Origin of the sequence: Pseudoalteromonas sp. Z1A8, from assembly GCF_011378855.1 — a bacterium.
Classification (GTDB): domain Bacteria; phylum Pseudomonadota; class Gammaproteobacteria; order Enterobacterales; family Alteromonadaceae; genus Pseudoalteromonas.
The window spans coordinates 21,127-36,523 of sequence record NZ_WTLB01000027.1 but is presented as its reverse complement, the minus strand read 5'-3'; the positions used below and the strand labels follow the sequence as shown (position 1 = coordinate 36,523).

Genomic DNA, 15,397 nt, shown 5'->3' with positions numbered 1-15,397 from the left:
ATACGGTTAATGTGCTAGATATTATAGTTTAATATTGATACCAGCAAATAAACGACGACCTAATGTGTCGTAAGTGTACGGGTCAGTGTTTGAATCATTATTACCTGAGTAGTACGGTGGCTCTTTATCAAACATGTTATTAACGCCTGCAGAAACAGTTAACACGTCATTGATCATGTAAGAAGCACTAATATCGTGATATACAATTGAAGGTGTTTCAGGAGCTAAACAGGTATCATCGCCGATACATGCAAAGCTGTCCATTCCAGCAATATAACGCGCTTCATATGTAGCATCCCAGTTGTCACCTTTAACGTTTAAGTTAAAGTTAGATTTAATATCTGCGTAACCGCCAGCACCACCAGTGATAAAGCCTGAGTAATCTACTACTGCGCCTGTATCAACAACATACTCATCTAAATAAGTTGTATCTAAGCCTGTTTTCCAGCTTAAACCTAATGCATCAAACGCATAAGTAAGGTTTAAATCGATGCCAGACGTTTTCTCAGAACCAATATTACGTAATTGGTTATTGAAAACAATACGGCCATCAGCTTGGAACACAGCAGAAGTACTTGTACAAATTGCATTAGTACTGCTGTTTGCATTACCGATACATTGGTCAACAACATATTGGTTATTGTAAGTAGAAATAGCGTTTTCGATTTCAATGTCGTAGTAATCTACAGTCATTGAGAAGCCATCCAACCATTCTGGCTCGTAAACAACACCAACAGTAAGCGTATCTGCTTCTTCTGGAGTTAAGTTGATGTTGCCACCGACTGTTACTTCAGCTTGGCTATCTGCGCCTGGGTAGCTAACTTGCTCGTAAGATGGAGCGTTACCAGAGTAAAGCTCATCAACTGTAGGAGCACGGAATGCTGTTGAACGAACACCACGTAGCATTAGTTCGTCATTTACACGCCATGTTAAACCTAGCTTCCAAGTTTCGTCTGAACCAAACGTGCTGTAATCAAATGCACGAATAGCTGCACTAAGCTCAACTGCGTCAGCAAAAGGTGCATCAGCAAGTAGTGGAATTGCAAATTCAACGTAGGCTTCGTTTACATCAAATCCACCGCTAGTTGCATCAACACGAGGATCATTACCTAAGCCTTGTGCAGAAATTGAGTCAGGTGTATAAAACGCTTTTTCTTGACGGCGCTCAACGCCTGCAGCAAACGCTGCATAACCTGCTGGCATTTCAAACATTTCACCTGAAAGTGATGCTGCCAAAATGAATAACTGACTCCCACCTGAGTTTTGCTCTGTGTAAATGTAGTCTTGTACATTAGATAAAGCCCAATCAGCTTCATTTAATGGATTAAATGTACCTGCTGAAATTGCAGTATTAATAGCAGAAACATTATGTAGGTTACTTAATTTATCTACTGAATCATTACGACCAAAGTTAGCAGAAAAATCCCAAGAGTAATCACTGATCACACCTTCAGCACCAACAACAATACGTACTGTATCTACTGTTTGAGATAAACCACGTGCACCACTTTCAGTCATACGGCGACGGTAGCTAATATTGTCATTGTAAGCGTAGTTAGTTGGTGTTGTTACAAAATTACCATTAGCATCTTCTACAAATGCACCATTAGCAACTTGACGTTTATCATACGTTTGGCCTAATAAACTATTACCCATACTTTCGTTATAATTAAAACCAAAATTAATAGGCTGTGGAGCTAATTGCTGTTCTGACCAACGTTTAGTGTAAGTAAACTCACTGAAAAAGCTAGTATCGTCGCTTAACTCATAAGTCCCCATACCAGTAAGGTTTAAACGTTCCATTGGCGTGTATAAGTAGCTTTGCTCTGCGTAGTTGTAAGCATCTGCTGCATCAGTAAAACGATGTAAACTACCACCACGGTTGCTTAAACCGCTGTCGTTTGCTAAACCTTTTTGCTCTACTTCGCCTTCACTATTAGTAATACCTGTAGTGTTTACGTTATAGATATGGCCGCCTTCACTAAATGATGAACCACCACAGAAAAGACCGTTTTCACCTTCAAATAAAGGACAGTTAGCAAAACCACGATCGCCTTGGCTAGCTTCTCCACGATTCGTGTACTGAGCGCCAAATACAATATTACCTTTATCGAATGAAGTACCAACTGTAAAGTCGATAGATGTTTCAGATGCATCGTGCTTTGATGTCATTGCTGAGTTAACGTTTAAATCTAAGCCTTCAAAATCATTTTTTAGAATGATATTCACAACACCAGCAACAGCATCAGTACCATAAACAGCAGATGCGCCATCTTTAAGTACTTCTATCTGCTTGATCATAGAAACTGGGATAGTGTTTAAATCAACTGTAGAAGCTGCGCCAGTACCTGAGTTGATCATACGACGGCCGTTTACAAGTACTAATGTACGTTGTGAACCTAAACCACGTAGATCTATTGATGCACCACCGCCAGAACCATTGTTAACGCCTGGATTAGTCATTGCGCCGCCAGTAGCGGTCATTTGCTGAAGAACACTATCAACCGATGTAGCGCCAGAAGCTCTGATCTCATCTGCACCAATTAGTGTAACTGGGCTAGCGGTTTCCATGTCAGAACGCTTAATACGAGAACCCGTTACTTGAATTTTTTCGATTGATTTTGCAGCTTCGTCTGCCGCTAAAACTTGCACACTTGAGAACATTGGGATCGCTGCAATTACAGCTAAACCAAGAGTTGATTTTTTCATGAAAGAACCCTACTTGTTGAAATTTACCTTTATTGGTAATGCTCACTTGTTATAAGAATAGTGAGTTAGGCGAGCAACTTAGGCGCTTTTAACTGAACGAAAACTTAACGACTGTTTATTTTATATATCACAACAAAATAGAATAACTTTATTAGGAACATACGTTACAACTTGTTTCATTGTTAACAAGTAAATACACATTTATATCAAGGCTTTGAGTATAAATAAACACTTAATCAATACAGATGAAATCAAACCGCATCACTTTGTAATTAAATGTAATTAATCGAATGATGTACCAAATTTAGATAAATTAACAAGTTAATCACAGTGCATTATTAAAACCGCAAAACTAAATGTTAATTACTAACCATATTTATGCATGCTTAGCGATTAAATAGTCTGATTTAGCTACTTTAGGACGTTTTTTGATTAGATTTTTTATTCAGTCACAATTAAAGTTGAACTTTTTGAGAGCACTCATTCACCATTGAAGCTTTATCAGTATCAAAACCTAAAAAGGCAATTTTATTGATCTTGTCACTCAAATAATCGTATGTATAAGAAAACGAACTCACATCAAAAATGTAAGCTGTATGCAAGAGTTTGCAGCCGCAACTTTAATACGTTACGTAAAAAGAGTAATTAAGTGTTTGTATTACAGAGGAGGCATTATCTTTAACGGTTAGTTCCAAATTCCAGAGCATATTTTTCTCAGAACAAATGCCAACCATAGTATTACTTTGCCAAAGATCATTATGTTGTTTAAATTGCTGGGGAATGTAACCCATATACATGGTAATGCCTTTAAGCTTGGCATCTTCAATTGTAATGTTAACTGGTAAATCACTAAAAATAGTAAATGGGGTCTCGGGGGAAAGGGTTTTCTCGCTTAACCATACTTTAACATCATTTGAAAAAGTACAAGGCTCATTGGCTTCGCATTGGGCGTTTTTAAGAAATTTTTCATCTGTATTTTTAGAAAAATCACACGCTGTTAATAAAAAAAACACCGCCGTAAATAAACTTAACCTGTATATAAGCATAACAATTTCGCACTAAAGAAAAGCAAATACTAATAATCACGACTATAAATAACAAGTGCGAGTGTTACTATTAGGCCAAATTAGGCACAAACTGTATCAAAAAATAAACAACAAGCTCACAAAGTTTGATTGATGTCATAATTTTATGTAATTGACCTATCTTTTTTAGGCCAAAAAATTTATCATTTCACCCGCAAAAAATAAGGGTTTCTCAAGTTTTTTTTCTGAAGCTTTCATGTATTGAAAGTTTTAGATAACACGCTTGAGAAAATAGTAGGCCCCACTTTTAAAGGTGGGTAATTCATTTCTAAACGCATTTATTGCAGCGGAAGCCAGAAAATGAGCCAAACAGTAGCATCACAAACTGAGTATAACTATAAGGTTGTACGCCAATTCGCTATTATGACAGTGATTTGGGGCATCGTTGGCATGAGTATTGGGGTTCTGATTGCTGCCCAATTAGCTTGGCCAGCACTTAACTTTGATACACCATGGTTAACTTACTCTCGACTACGTCCGTTACACACGAACGCAGTAATTTTCGCATTTGGTACTAGTGCACTTTTTGCGACGTCTTATTACGTCGTACAACGTACTTGTCAAACGCGTCTTTTCTCAGACAAACTCGCCGCCTTTTCATTTTGGGGCTGGCAGTTAGTTATTGTATTAGCAGTAATAACGCTACCTTTAGGTATTACTAGCTCAAAAGAATATGCAGAACTTGAATGGCCAATCGATATTTTAATCGCTGTGGTTTGGATTGTTTACGCTGTTGTATTTTTTGGTACCTTAATTAAGCGTAAAGTATCGCACATTTATGTTGCTAACTGGTTCTACGCTGGCTTTATTATTACTGTTGCTGTGCTTCACATTGTAAACAGCATGGCAGTGCCCGTGTCGTTAACTAAATCATACTCAATCTATGCAGGTGCGGTAGATGCGATGGTTCAGTGGTGGTATGGACATAACGCTGTAGGCTTCCTACTTACTGCTGGTTTCTTGGGTATGATGTATTACTTTGTACCAAAACAAGCAGGTCGCCCGGTGTATTCATACCGTTTATCGGTAGTTCACTTTTGGGCTTTAATTTCATTATATATCTGGGCTGGCCCTCATCACCTTCACTACACAGCGCTTCCTGATTGGACGCAAAGTTTAGGTATGGTTATGTCTATTATCCTATTCGTACCGTCTTGGGGTGGTATGATTAACGGTATTATGACACTGTCTGGCGCATGGCATAAACTACGTACCGACCCAATACTGCGTTTCTTAGTTGTTTCATTGTCTTTCTACGGTATGTCTACGTTTGAAGGTCCTATGATGGCAATTAAATCTGTAAATGCGTTATCTCACTACACAGATTGGACAATCGGCCACGTACACTCAGGTGCGCTAGGTTGGGTTGCTATGATTTCAATTGGTGCTATTTATCACTTGATCCCTGCATTATTCGCGCAAGGTCGTATGTATAGCGTTAAATTGGTTAATACCCACTTCTGGTTACACACTGTAGGTGTTGTTTTATACATCGTTGCAATGTGGATTTCAGGTGTAATGCAAGGTCTAATGTGGCGTGCAGTAAATGCTGACGGTACATTGATGTACAGCTTTGTGCAGTCTTTAGAAGCGTCGCATCCTTTCTATATCATGCGCTTTGTAGGCGGTGTATTCATCGTAGTAGGTATGTTAGTTATGGCTTATAACGTTTATCGCACTATTTCAGCTGAGAAAGAATCTCTGAAACTAGACGCGCAAGCACAATTAGCATAACGGAGTGAGATGATGAGCAATAAAAAGTCACAAAACAAACATGAAATAATAGAAAAGAACATTGGCCTTATGGCTATTCTGACTGTTTTTGCTATTAGCTTTGGTGCGTTAGTTGAAATTACTCCGCTAATGTTCCAAGACGATACAACTAAGCCTGTGGATGGTCTACGTCCACTTAGCGCACTTGAAATGGAAGGCCGGGATATATTTGTTAAAGAAGGTTGTCATACTTGTCATACGCAAATGATTCGTCCTTTTCGTGATGAAGTTGAGCGTTATGGTCACTACTCTGTAGCCGGTGAATCTGTTTGGGATCATCCGTTTTTATGGGGTTCTAAACGTACTGGTCCTGACTTGGCTCGTGTTGGTAAGCGCTACTCGGACGACTGGCACTATGCTCACTTAGTTGATCCACGTGCAGTGGTTCCTGAGTCGAACATGCCAGGCTTTCCTTGGTTAGCAGAGAATACGCTTGATACCAGCCTCACTCTGAAAAAACTACAAATTTTCCGTGATAATTTTGGAATTGATAGCCGCACAGACCGTTACGACGGTCTAGGTTATGGCAGCGACGAAGAGCTTCAAGCTGATGTTGATAAAGTTAATGCTATGAATGACGGCAAAGGCGCAACAGAAATACAAGCTCTAATCGCGTATTTACAGCAACTTGGTACCCACTTGAAGTAAAAATTATGGATTACGGAACATACAGAGGCATTTTGACTCTGGTAATTTTAGTATTGTTTATTGTGATTGTTGCATGGGCATATAGCAAGCGAAGCAAAACTCGTTTTGAAAGCGCCGCTAATGCCATTTTCGAAGATGAAAAAAAACATGACAACACACTCTCTAACGAGGAAAAGGAGTCTGAAAAATGACTAGCTTTTGGAGTATTTGGGTTATTGTATTAACCCTATCATGTTTGTGCATTTTGTTTGGTCTACTCGTGTGGAATTTAAAAAACTACGCTGGTGTACCTGAAGGTGAAAGCTGCGGACATGAATATGATGGAATTGAAGAGCTAAATAATCCACTGCCAAAGTGGTGGACTTACATGTTTTTCGCAACTTTTATTTGGTCTGTATATTACCTTGCGGCTTACCCGGGTTTAGGCAACTGGGAAGGTTTAGGTAAATGGACGAGCTCTAACCAAGGTATTACCTCTTTAGCTGAATCTAAAGAAGCGATTGCTAAAGCGAAAGAAGAAGGTCGCTTTGTAAAACTTGATAAAGAGTACGAAGCTGCAGAAGAGCGCTTTGGTCCTATTTTTAATAAACTTGCACAAGTACCCGTTTTAGATTTAGTTAGTTCTAAGTTTGAAGGTGACGCTGCACAGCAAATAGCACTTGATAATGATAATAAACATGAGCAAACAGATGGCCAAGTAGCCATTGAAATTGGTCAGCGTTTATTCTCACAAAACTGTGCGCAATGTCATGGCTCTGATGCACGTGGTGGTACTGGCTTCCCTAACCTAACTGATAAAGATTGGTTATATGGCGGAACACCTGACAAAATTAAAGAAACACTTCTTTATGGTCGTATTGCAGCAATGCCAGCTTGGGGCCCTGCTCTTGGCGAGCAAGGCGTTAAAGAAATGACAGCACATGTGCTGAGCCTTTCTGGTCGTACTGTTAACCAAAAAGATGCAGCGGCAGGTGCTGCTAAGTTTGCAATGTGTGCCGCATGTCACGGTGCTGACGGTAAAGGGTCGGTTGCACATAACCTTCCATTTGGCGCGCCAAACTTAACCGATAACATTTGGTTATACGGTGGCTCTCAACGTGCAGTTGAAGAAACACTTAACCACGGTCGTGCTGGTGTAATGCCAGCATGGAAAGACATTTTAGGTGAAGATAAGATTCACTTATTAACAGCTTATGTTTATAGCTTATCGCAAGATAAATAAGCATACAGTTAATAAAATGTTTATAAATTAATTTATTTAATTCAATAGATTAATCCAGATCAAAAAAGCCTCCACTGTGAGGCTTTTTTTTAGTCTTTTACGTATAAATCCTATAAAATAACGCTTCCTAAACTTACTTTAGAGACACTATGCAACCTACTCCGTGGTATAAAAATTTTTGGCCTTGGTTTTTAATCTTTTTTCCGTTAGTTGCCATTATTGGCTGTATTAGCTTATTTATTACAGCAATAGGTAACGGCCCAGACATGGTTGTCGACGACTACTATAAAAAAGGTAAAGCAATAAACTTAGAACTGACTAAGTTTGAAAAGGCAAAGGCACTTTATTTACATGGCGAGTTAAATGTAACTAACGAACGTGTAAGCTTTAAATTTACAAAAGGCGACAGCAGCAATGTGCATGTGTTAAAACTCTCGTTTTACCATCGCACCATAAAAGCACACGACTTTGAAGCAACACTGACTCCTAATGCCAATCAAGAATTTACTGCATTACTTAATGAGTATACTCCGGGTGCATATTCAGTATTTATTGAGCCAATAGATGGCAGTTGGAAAATGAAAGAAAATATAACGTTACCAACTGAACAAACCGTTTTAGTTACTCCTAATTATAAGTAGTAATAACTATGTCTAACTCTTGTTTTCATTGCCTTGAGAGTGTGCCAAATGGATTTAGTGCCAGCGTTATAATTGACGACAAAGCCCAGCCAATGTGTTGCATTGGCTGCCAAGCTGTTGCACAAAATATTGTTGACCAAGGTATGACCGATTACTACAAATACCGCACCGTACGTGCCGGTAAAGTAGAACAGCTAGTACCTGAGCAACTCGCATTTATAAAAAGTTATGACAACGAAGACATCCAAGACGAATTTATAGCGACTACCGATAATATCTCAGAGGTATTACTGAGCGTTGAAGGTATCACTTGCGCCGCTTGTGCGTGGCTTATCGAAAAACAACTTTTAAATTTAAACACAGTTAAACGTGTTGATGTAAATACCTCAACCAACCGCGCTATGATTCAGTGGGATAAAACCAGAACCCCATTGAGTGAAGTAATTACCTCGCTTGCTAAGATTGGTTATAAAGCATATCCATTTCAAGCCGATACTGAAGCACAACAAAAACAGCAAACTGCAAAAGCCTATATTCGCCGTTTAGGTGTAGCAGGCTTAATGACCATGCAAGTAATGATGTTTGCATTTGCCATGTACTTTGGCATGTTTTCAGGTATGGACAGTAATTTTGAGCAGTATTTTAGGTGGATCAGCTTAGTACTTGCCTCTCCCGTTGTTCTATATAGCGCACTGCCCTTTTTAACCAATGCTATAAATGGCTTAAAAGCTAAACAACTCAATATGGATTTACCTGTCTCGCTGGCTATTTTTGGTGCATTTGGTGCAAGTTGTTACGCTACATTTATGGAAGTGGGCGAGGTATATTTTGAATCTGTATGTATGTTTACCTTTTTGCTGTTATTGGGGAAATACCTTGAATTTAGAGCGCGTTTAAAAGCGAGCGAGTTTACTGCCAACTTACAAAAACTACTGCCATTAACAGCGCGCACTATTAACGAAAGTGGTGACGAGCTTATAATTGCAGCAAAAAAACTAAAACTTAATGACATCGTACTTATTAAAGCGGGTGAGACAATTCCTGCCGATGGCGAACTTATTAAAGGTAAAACCACGGTTGATGAGTCTATGATGACCGGTGAACATCAACCCGTAACTAAATTTATTGGTCACAATGTTTATGCCGGTTGCGTTAACCACGATGGCGTTATTGAAATAAAAATCAATAAAATTGGCCAAAATACACTTTTAAATCAAATTATACGCCTGCAACACAATGCATTAACCAAACGCCCTAAACTGGTTGAAATTACCGATAAAGTCGCGCAGTGGTTTATAGCCTGCTTACTCATATTCGCTTCAATCACTGCGATTGGGTGGTACCAAATTGATCCAGAACACGCATTTTGGATCACTATTTCGGTTTTAGTTGCTACTTGCCCATGTGCACTGAGTTTAGCAATACCTACCGCGCTTACCTGCGCTGTTGCAACGCTTACCCGTAAAGGAGTGTTAATTAAACAAGCACATGTGCTCGAAACACTCTCGCAAATCACTTTATTTGCATTTGACAAAACAGGCACTCTTACACAAGGTAAATTTAGCCTTGATGAAGTAGATATAATCGATAAACAATATACAAAAGCGCAAGTGCTAGATATAGCAGCTAGGTTGGAGCGCTATTCTGAACACCCTATCGCTAGCGCATTTGATGAAATTACCCCTGCTCATCATAACCTTGATAACGTTGAAGTACACCCAGGGCTGGGCATTAGCGCACAAGATGCAACTCATCATTACGCAATTGGTAAAAGTGGTTGGTTTGATAGCAAAAAATCAAATGCACAAGCAAGCTTATATATAAATAAACAAGTTGTTGCACGTTTTTACTTTGTTGATAAAGTTAAAAATGATGCTAAAAAACTTATAGAGTCTCTTCAATCGCAAAACTTAACGTGTCATATGTTAACCGGTGACGCCTCAGATGCAGGCCAAAAAGTAGCAAAACAACTTAAACTCGAAAGCGTGCAATCTGGATGCTCCCCACAAGATAAACAAACAGCCGTTGAACAGTGGGCGTCACAAAACGAAGTGGTTGCTATGGTCGGCGATGGTGTAAACGACAGCCCAGTATTTGCCAGCGCACACTTATCAATTGCCATGGAAACAGGTGCAGATATATCAAAAAATAGCGCCGATGTGGTGCTCCTTAATAGCGATTTAGCCTCAATCGATCACTTACTTAATGTAGCTAAACAAACCAGGCGCATTATTAAGCAAAACCTTGCGCTGTCTTTATTGTATAATGCGTCCATATTACCACTGGCAGCATTGGGCTTAGTTGCTCCGTGGATGGCTGTGATTGGCATGTCTGCCAGCTCAATTATTGTGATAAGCAACTCACTAAGGCTATTAAAGTTATGAGCATAATTTACATTTTGATCCCCATTGCTATTTTGTTTGTCATTATTGCTATCGGCGTTTTCTTTTGGGCTGTAAAAAGCGAGCAATTTTCTGACTTAAACAAGCAAGGTCACAGCATTTTGTTTGAAGACGACAAAGAGCAACATAACAAAAGTAATGATTGACCCTCTTTATACCAGCGCATTCTTAATGGGGCTAATAGGTAGCGGACATTGCATTGCCATGTGCGGTGGTATAGCAAGCTCATTACAACTGGCAAGTGATAAACATAAAACGTTTACCTATTCATTTGCTTATAATATTGGACGTGCACTGAGCTACATGGCAGCAGGCGCGCTTGTTGCTGGAATTAGTAGCCAATTTGCACGGCAAAATACGTCTTTTTCTTTAGCCCTTTCATTCATTGCTGCTATTTTTATGCTCCTAGTCGGCGTGTATATAATGCGCTTAGGGCCCACTTTGCAATGGCTTGAAAAGGTTGGTAAAACCTTGGTGTGGCAGCACATTGTTAAGCTCAACAAATATTTAATGCCTATTAACACCCCTTTTAAAGCCCTAGGTTACGGTGCTCTGTGGGGATGGCTGCCTTGTGGTTTAGTCTATTCAGCGCTTACATGGGCAATGACTAGCCCAAGTGCTTTAGATGGTGCTTTAGTGATGCTTTGTTTTGCTTTAGGTACTTTTCCGGCAATGATTACGTTAGGCGTTACTGCACAAAAACTAAATACTATTATTAACCATCCATGGACTCGTATTGTATTAGGCAGTGTTATAATTTGGTATGGTATCTACTTATTGATTATTGCAACCGACAAGCTGGTACACTAATCTAGACAACGTCGTGAATAAAAATTAAAAACGGATTAAATTATGGATTTTTCTCAAAGTCGCGCTAAGGGTAATTGTGCTATTAGCTGTAATAATTGCAGTATTAGTCAATTGTGTTTGCCATTTTCACTTAATGGCCAAGAAATGGATAAGCTTGACGAAATTATTGAGCGAAAAAAACCACTGCATAAAGGCGACTATCTATTTGAATCAGGCGCACCGCTGCAAGCTATATATGCAGTACGCTCTGGCTCATTTAAATCATATACATTATCAGAGCAAGGCGATGAGCAAATTACTGGTTTTCATTTAGCCGGTGACTTAGTAGGTTTTGACGCAATAAGTAAAATGGCGCATCAAAGCTTTTCGCAAGCGCTAGAAACGTCAATGGTATGCGAAATCCCATTTGATACGCTTGATGAACTTGCTGGTAAATTACCAAAACTTCGCCAACAAATAATGCGTTTAATGAGCAGCGAAATTACATACGATCAAGAAATGCTGTTATTACTTAATAAAAAATCAGCAGAAGAGCGCCTAGCTAGTTTTATTTATAACTTATCTGAGCGCTTTGGCGAGCGTGGTTTTTCACGTAAAGAATTTAGATTTACAATGACTCGCGGTGAAATTGGCAACTACCTAGGCCTAACTGTAGAAACGATTAGTCGTTTATTAAGTCGTTTTCAAAAAGCAGACTTAATAAAAGTAGAAGGTAAATTTATTACTATTTTAGATAATGATGCGTTAGCTAAAACTGCAGCCATAGTAAAACCTCGTCAAATTAAATAGTTTGATTTAGAACAACAATTTATATGCTACCCCTTTAACTGTTTTATATTTACGTTACACTAAATGTACACCCGTTATGTAAATGGAGTAGCATATGAACACTATTAAACGCATTATTGCGATTATTGACCCTACCAAAGATGATCAACACGGTTTAGCACGTTCAATAGATTTAGCTAAAAAGTCTGGCGCAAGTATTACCGCTTTTATGACGGTGTACGACTTCTCTTATGAAATGACAACCATGCTCTCTGGCGATGAACGTGAAGCAATGCGCGATGCCGTATTAAAAGATCGTGAGCTATGGCTAAACGATTTAGTCTCTCCTTATAAAGATATAAATATTGAAACCCAAGTGGTTTGGCATAACCGCCCTTACGAGGCGATAATCGATACCGTTATTGATCAAAAATACGATTTAGTTATTAAAGGCACACACCAACATGGTGCACTTAAATCAGTTATTTTTACCCCTACCGATTGGCACTTAGTACGTAAATGTCCCGCTCCTGTATTGTTTGTAAAAGAAATGGCATGGCCTGCTAACGGTAATATTTTAGCTGCTGTAAATGCGGTTAGCGAAAATGAAGAGCATGTAGCACTTAATAAACGCGTTATTAAAGATGCACAATTTTTATGTGAACTTGCCAACGCAAAGCTTAATTTAGTTAATGCCTACCCCGCTACACCGATTAATATAGCAATCGAAATCCCTGAGTTTAACCCTGGGCTCTATAACGAATCAGTTAAAAAACACCACCATGAATCAACTAATGCATTGGCAGCTGAGTTTAATTTAAGTCAAGAGCAATGTTTTATTGAAGAAGGCCTACCAGAGGATGTAATTCCTGATGTGGCTAAGCGGTTAAATAGCGAATTAGTTGTTATTGGTACTGTTGGACGCACTGGCTTAAGCGCGGCGCTTGTGGGTAATACAGCAGAGCATGTAATTGATAGTCTAGACTGTGATGTACTGGCACTTAAACCTGACGGTTACGTAAGCCCGCTGGCAAAAAACTAGATTAACCAAAAGATCTTTTAGCAAGTAACTGTCCGCACATTACTTGCTAAAAACACCATGCTTAAATCGCTTTTAATTACATCCTAAACTCGCATATTCAGATGGTTTGGGTATAATACGCCCCTTTATTTTTAGCAAATAACTTTGCTGTATTGTTTTACTAGGGGGCGTAATTGTCACACTCAGATCAAGCTAAAGCTCAATTTAACTTAAATAAGCTGCAAAAGCGTTTACGTCGCCAAACTGGTCAAGCCGTTATGGACTTTAATATGATTGAAGAAGGTGACCGCATAATGGTATGCCTTTCTGGCGGCAAAGACAGCTACACTATGCTTGAAATGCTTCAGCATTTAAAACGTGTAGCACCTATAAAGTTTGACCTGGTTGTTGTAAATCTTGATCAAAAACAACCCGGTTTTCCTGAGCATGTATTGCCTGAGTATCTTGATAAACTAAATGTTGAATACAAAATAGTAGAAGAAGATACCTACAGTATTGTTACTGATATTATTCCTGAAGGTAAAACAACGTGTTCACTTTGCTCACGCCTACGTCGTGGTATTTTATACCGCACAGCAAAAGAGCTAGGCGCTACTAAAATAGCCCTTGGCCATCACCGCGATGACATGATTGAAACCTTATTTTTAAACATGTTTTATGGCGGTAAATTAAAAAGTATGCCGGCTAAATTAATGAGTGATAACGGTGAGCACATGGTTATTCGCCCGCTTGCATACTGCAGAGAAACCGATATAGCTCAATATGCATTTGCACAAGGCTACCCTATAATTCCGTGTAACCTTTGTGGCTCACAAGAGAACTTGCAGCGTAAACATACAAAAGCAATGCTCGCTAAATGGAATGCAGAGCACCCTGGCCGTATTGAGAGTATTTTTACAGCCATGCAAAACATAGTGCCTTCACATTTAGCTGATGCTGATTTATTTGATTTTAAAAACTTACAAACGGGTGAAATCATTGATGGTGGCGATATCGCCCTTGATAAGCCTGATATACCTAAAGTGCCTATTACTAATGAGCTTGATGAACAAGAATCGCCAAGTGTAGTTACTTTAAATCTAAGCTAACAAATTTAAGGGGGTTGTATTTATACAAACCCCCTTAAATTTACCAATTCAGCATTGCGTTCTATTTTTAACTCTCAGCTAAGCCTTGTAAAAATTCCAAACTTAACTTTTCTTGTGCATTGGCCTGGTACGGCAACTGTTGCAAACTATCGTATGCAAAATCAGTAATATCAAAATAACTTATTTCACTATTCCCAAAGCTGTTACGCTCACCGGGGCTTGGCGACATTCTCTCAATTACAAAATTACTTAAGCGCATATCTGTAATACCGTGAGGTAATACTGACCAATGGGCTTTTAAGTTTAGTGTTTGGCTTCCCTGTGTTAAACGTTCCTTAGATACTAAATGAGCAAGTGGTGTATCACCACTGTATAAATTAGCCCTAACACGATACAAACCGCTTTTTACCACGGTTAAATTAGCTGGCACGACCATGTTTTCATCTTGTGCATATGCAGTTTCAAAACCTGTTAAAGTCGCACTTGGCGCCATATATTGAATTTGCGCAACTACGGGGACTTTTTTACCAGCAACATCACCCTCTACAAACACTTGCAAACTACGAGGGTAATCATCTTCGCCTTTAAAAGTGATAGTTGCCTCACCTTCACGTGCATTACCTGTATGAGTGTTTAATACTTCTTTCGTGTCTGTATTTGCAAGTTCAACGACCACTTTACCAAGTCCTTGAGCGCTTACTTTTATTGTTATTTCTTCTGGGTATACAAAGCGATACTGCTTAAGGCTTAACGTTAAAGCATCACCACTTTCACCAATCGGGCTCGATACAGGATAGAATTGATTTGGCTTTAATCTATCTTCATCTAAAGCGCTTAATGGCTGAGAATAAGGAGGAAATTTAAGTGCACTTTCATATTGCATAACCACTTGCTGCGCTGCTTTTGTTAAGTCTTCATTAAACGCGATTTGCTTTTTTGATTGTGATTTATTTACTTTAGGTACATCTATAGGAATTACTTTTACAGGTGATAAATCAGCTACACTAGTTGCCTGCTTTAACTTCGGCGCTATTGACTCAAAAACTCGATGAGTATTATTTTTACTTGTAAACCATAGCGAAAATAAAATAGCGCTAATAATTAAAGCAACGACATAAAATTTTTTCATTAGTTAAATTTAATCCTTTATAAGGCGTATAGTTTTTAATACCAATCTGCTTATATATGGGGTCTATTTAACGTTAAGGA

The 15,397-nt window shown here is 38.9% G+C and carries 14 protein-coding genes; 11 read left to right on the top strand and 3 right to left on the bottom strand.

Translation table 11 applies throughout. The annotated features are described in order from the left end of the window. Positions 1-21: 21 nt before the first annotated feature. Positions 22-2,709: a TonB-dependent receptor gene (locus GQR55_RS11930; protein WP_166420782.1), complete on the bottom strand. Its 2,688-nt coding sequence runs from the start codon at positions 2,707-2,709 to the stop codon at positions 22-24. Between the two features lie 620 nt (positions 2,710-3,329). Then, entirely contained in the window at positions 3,330-3,755 is a 426-nt protein-coding gene (locus GQR55_RS11925) for a hypothetical protein (protein WP_166420781.1), read from the bottom strand. A gap of 339 nt (positions 3,756-4,094) precedes the next feature. Here GQR55_RS11925 and ccoN point away from each other — a divergent pair, with 339 nt between their 5' ends. The 11 genes from ccoN to ttcA all read left to right on the top strand — a co-directional run bounded on the left by ccoN (position 4,095) and on the right by ttcA (position 14,188). Beyond that, entirely contained in the window at positions 4,095-5,528 is a 1,434-nt protein-coding gene (gene ccoN / locus GQR55_RS11920) for a cytochrome-c oxidase, cbb3-type subunit I (protein ID WP_166420780.1), read from the top strand. 12 nt (positions 5,529-5,540) lie between these two features. Continuing rightward, positions 5,541-6,215, top strand: a complete 675-nt coding sequence (gene ccoO, locus GQR55_RS11915) for a cytochrome-c oxidase, cbb3-type subunit II (RefSeq protein WP_166420796.1) — start codon at positions 5,541-5,543, stop codon at positions 6,213-6,215. Between the two features lie 5 nt (positions 6,216-6,220). Further along, positions 6,221-6,406: a cbb3-type cytochrome c oxidase subunit 3 gene (locus GQR55_RS11910; protein ID WP_166420779.1), complete on the top strand. Its 186-nt coding sequence runs from the start codon at positions 6,221-6,223 to the stop codon at positions 6,404-6,406. Beyond that, complete coding sequence (gene ccoP, locus GQR55_RS11905; RefSeq protein WP_166420778.1) at positions 6,403-7,437, top strand: cytochrome-c oxidase, cbb3-type subunit III; 1,035 nt, start codon at positions 6,403-6,405, stop codon at positions 7,435-7,437. The genes GQR55_RS11910 and ccoP overlap by 4 nt, the downstream gene beginning before the upstream one ends. A 149-nt stretch (positions 7,438-7,586) precedes the next feature. Beyond that, positions 7,587-8,078, top strand: a complete 492-nt coding sequence (locus GQR55_RS11900) for a FixH family protein (RefSeq protein ID WP_166420777.1) — start codon at positions 7,587-7,589, stop codon at positions 8,076-8,078. 8 nt (positions 8,079-8,086) lie between these two features. Then, the gene (locus GQR55_RS11895; protein ID WP_166420776.1) at positions 8,087-10,462 is read left to right on the top strand and encodes a heavy metal translocating P-type ATPase; all 2,376 of its coding nucleotides are present in this window, start codon (positions 8,087-8,089) and stop codon (positions 10,460-10,462) included. Further along, positions 10,459-10,626, top strand: a complete 168-nt coding sequence (gene ccoS, locus GQR55_RS11890; RefSeq protein ID WP_002963071.1) for a cbb3-type cytochrome oxidase assembly protein CcoS — start codon at positions 10,459-10,461, stop codon at positions 10,624-10,626. Before GQR55_RS11895 ends, ccoS begins: the two co-directional genes overlap by 4 nt. Beyond that, a complete protein-coding gene (locus GQR55_RS11885) occupies positions 10,619-11,290 on the top strand; it encodes a sulfite exporter TauE/SafE family protein (protein WP_166420775.1) in 672 nt (223 codons plus the stop codon). The genes ccoS and GQR55_RS11885 overlap by 8 nt, the downstream gene beginning before the upstream one ends. 42 nt (positions 11,291-11,332) lie before the next feature. Then, positions 11,333-12,079, top strand: a complete 747-nt coding sequence (locus GQR55_RS11880) for an FNR family transcription factor (protein WP_165728835.1) — start codon at positions 11,333-11,335, stop codon at positions 12,077-12,079. 94 nt (positions 12,080-12,173) lie between these two features. Then, entirely contained in the window at positions 12,174-13,100 is a 927-nt protein-coding gene (gene uspE, locus GQR55_RS11875) for a universal stress protein UspE (RefSeq protein WP_166420774.1), read from the top strand. 173 nt (positions 13,101-13,273) lie between these two features. After that, a complete protein-coding gene (gene ttcA / locus GQR55_RS11870) occupies positions 13,274-14,188 on the top strand; it encodes a tRNA 2-thiocytidine(32) synthetase TtcA (protein WP_166420773.1) in 915 nt (304 codons plus the stop codon). A gap of 67 nt (positions 14,189-14,255) precedes the next feature. On the opposite strand, the gene GQR55_RS11865 is transcribed toward ttcA, so the two are convergent. Further along, positions 14,256-15,317: a hypothetical protein gene (locus GQR55_RS11865; protein WP_166420772.1), complete on the bottom strand. Its 1,062-nt coding sequence runs from the start codon at positions 15,315-15,317 to the stop codon at positions 14,256-14,258. Positions 15,318-15,397 lie beyond the last annotated feature (80 nt).

Coding starts and splice junctions, on each gene's coding strand:
- GQR55_RS11930 (WP_166420782.1), bottom strand. CDS start 2,709: ATGAAAAAATCAACTCTTGGTTTAGCTGTAATTGCAGCGATCCCAATG.
- GQR55_RS11925 (WP_166420781.1), bottom strand. CDS start 3,755: ATGCTTATATACAGGTTAAGTTTATTTACGGCGGTGTTTTTTTTATTA.
- ccoN (WP_166420780.1), top strand. CDS start 4,095: ATGAGCCAAACAGTAGCATCACAAACTGAGTATAACTATAAGGTTGTA.
- ccoO (WP_166420796.1), top strand. CDS start 5,541: ATGAGCAATAAAAAGTCACAAAACAAACATGAAATAATAGAAAAGAAC.
- GQR55_RS11910 (WP_166420779.1), top strand. CDS start 6,221: ATGGATTACGGAACATACAGAGGCATTTTGACTCTGGTAATTTTAGTA.
- ccoP (WP_166420778.1), top strand. CDS start 6,403: ATGACTAGCTTTTGGAGTATTTGGGTTATTGTATTAACCCTATCATGT.
- GQR55_RS11900 (WP_166420777.1), top strand. CDS start 7,587: ATGCAACCTACTCCGTGGTATAAAAATTTTTGGCCTTGGTTTTTAATC.
- GQR55_RS11895 (WP_166420776.1), top strand. CDS start 8,087: ATGTCTAACTCTTGTTTTCATTGCCTTGAGAGTGTGCCAAATGGATTT.
- ccoS (WP_002963071.1), top strand. CDS start 10,459: ATGAGCATAATTTACATTTTGATCCCCATTGCTATTTTGTTTGTCATT.
- GQR55_RS11885 (WP_166420775.1), top strand. CDS start 10,619: ATGATTGACCCTCTTTATACCAGCGCATTCTTAATGGGGCTAATAGGT.
- GQR55_RS11880 (WP_165728835.1), top strand. CDS start 11,333: ATGGATTTTTCTCAAAGTCGCGCTAAGGGTAATTGTGCTATTAGCTGT.
- uspE (WP_166420774.1), top strand. CDS start 12,174: ATGAACACTATTAAACGCATTATTGCGATTATTGACCCTACCAAAGAT.
- GQR55_RS11865 (WP_166420772.1), bottom strand. CDS start 15,317: ATGAAAAAATTTTATGTCGTTGCTTTAATTATTAGCGCTATTTTATTT.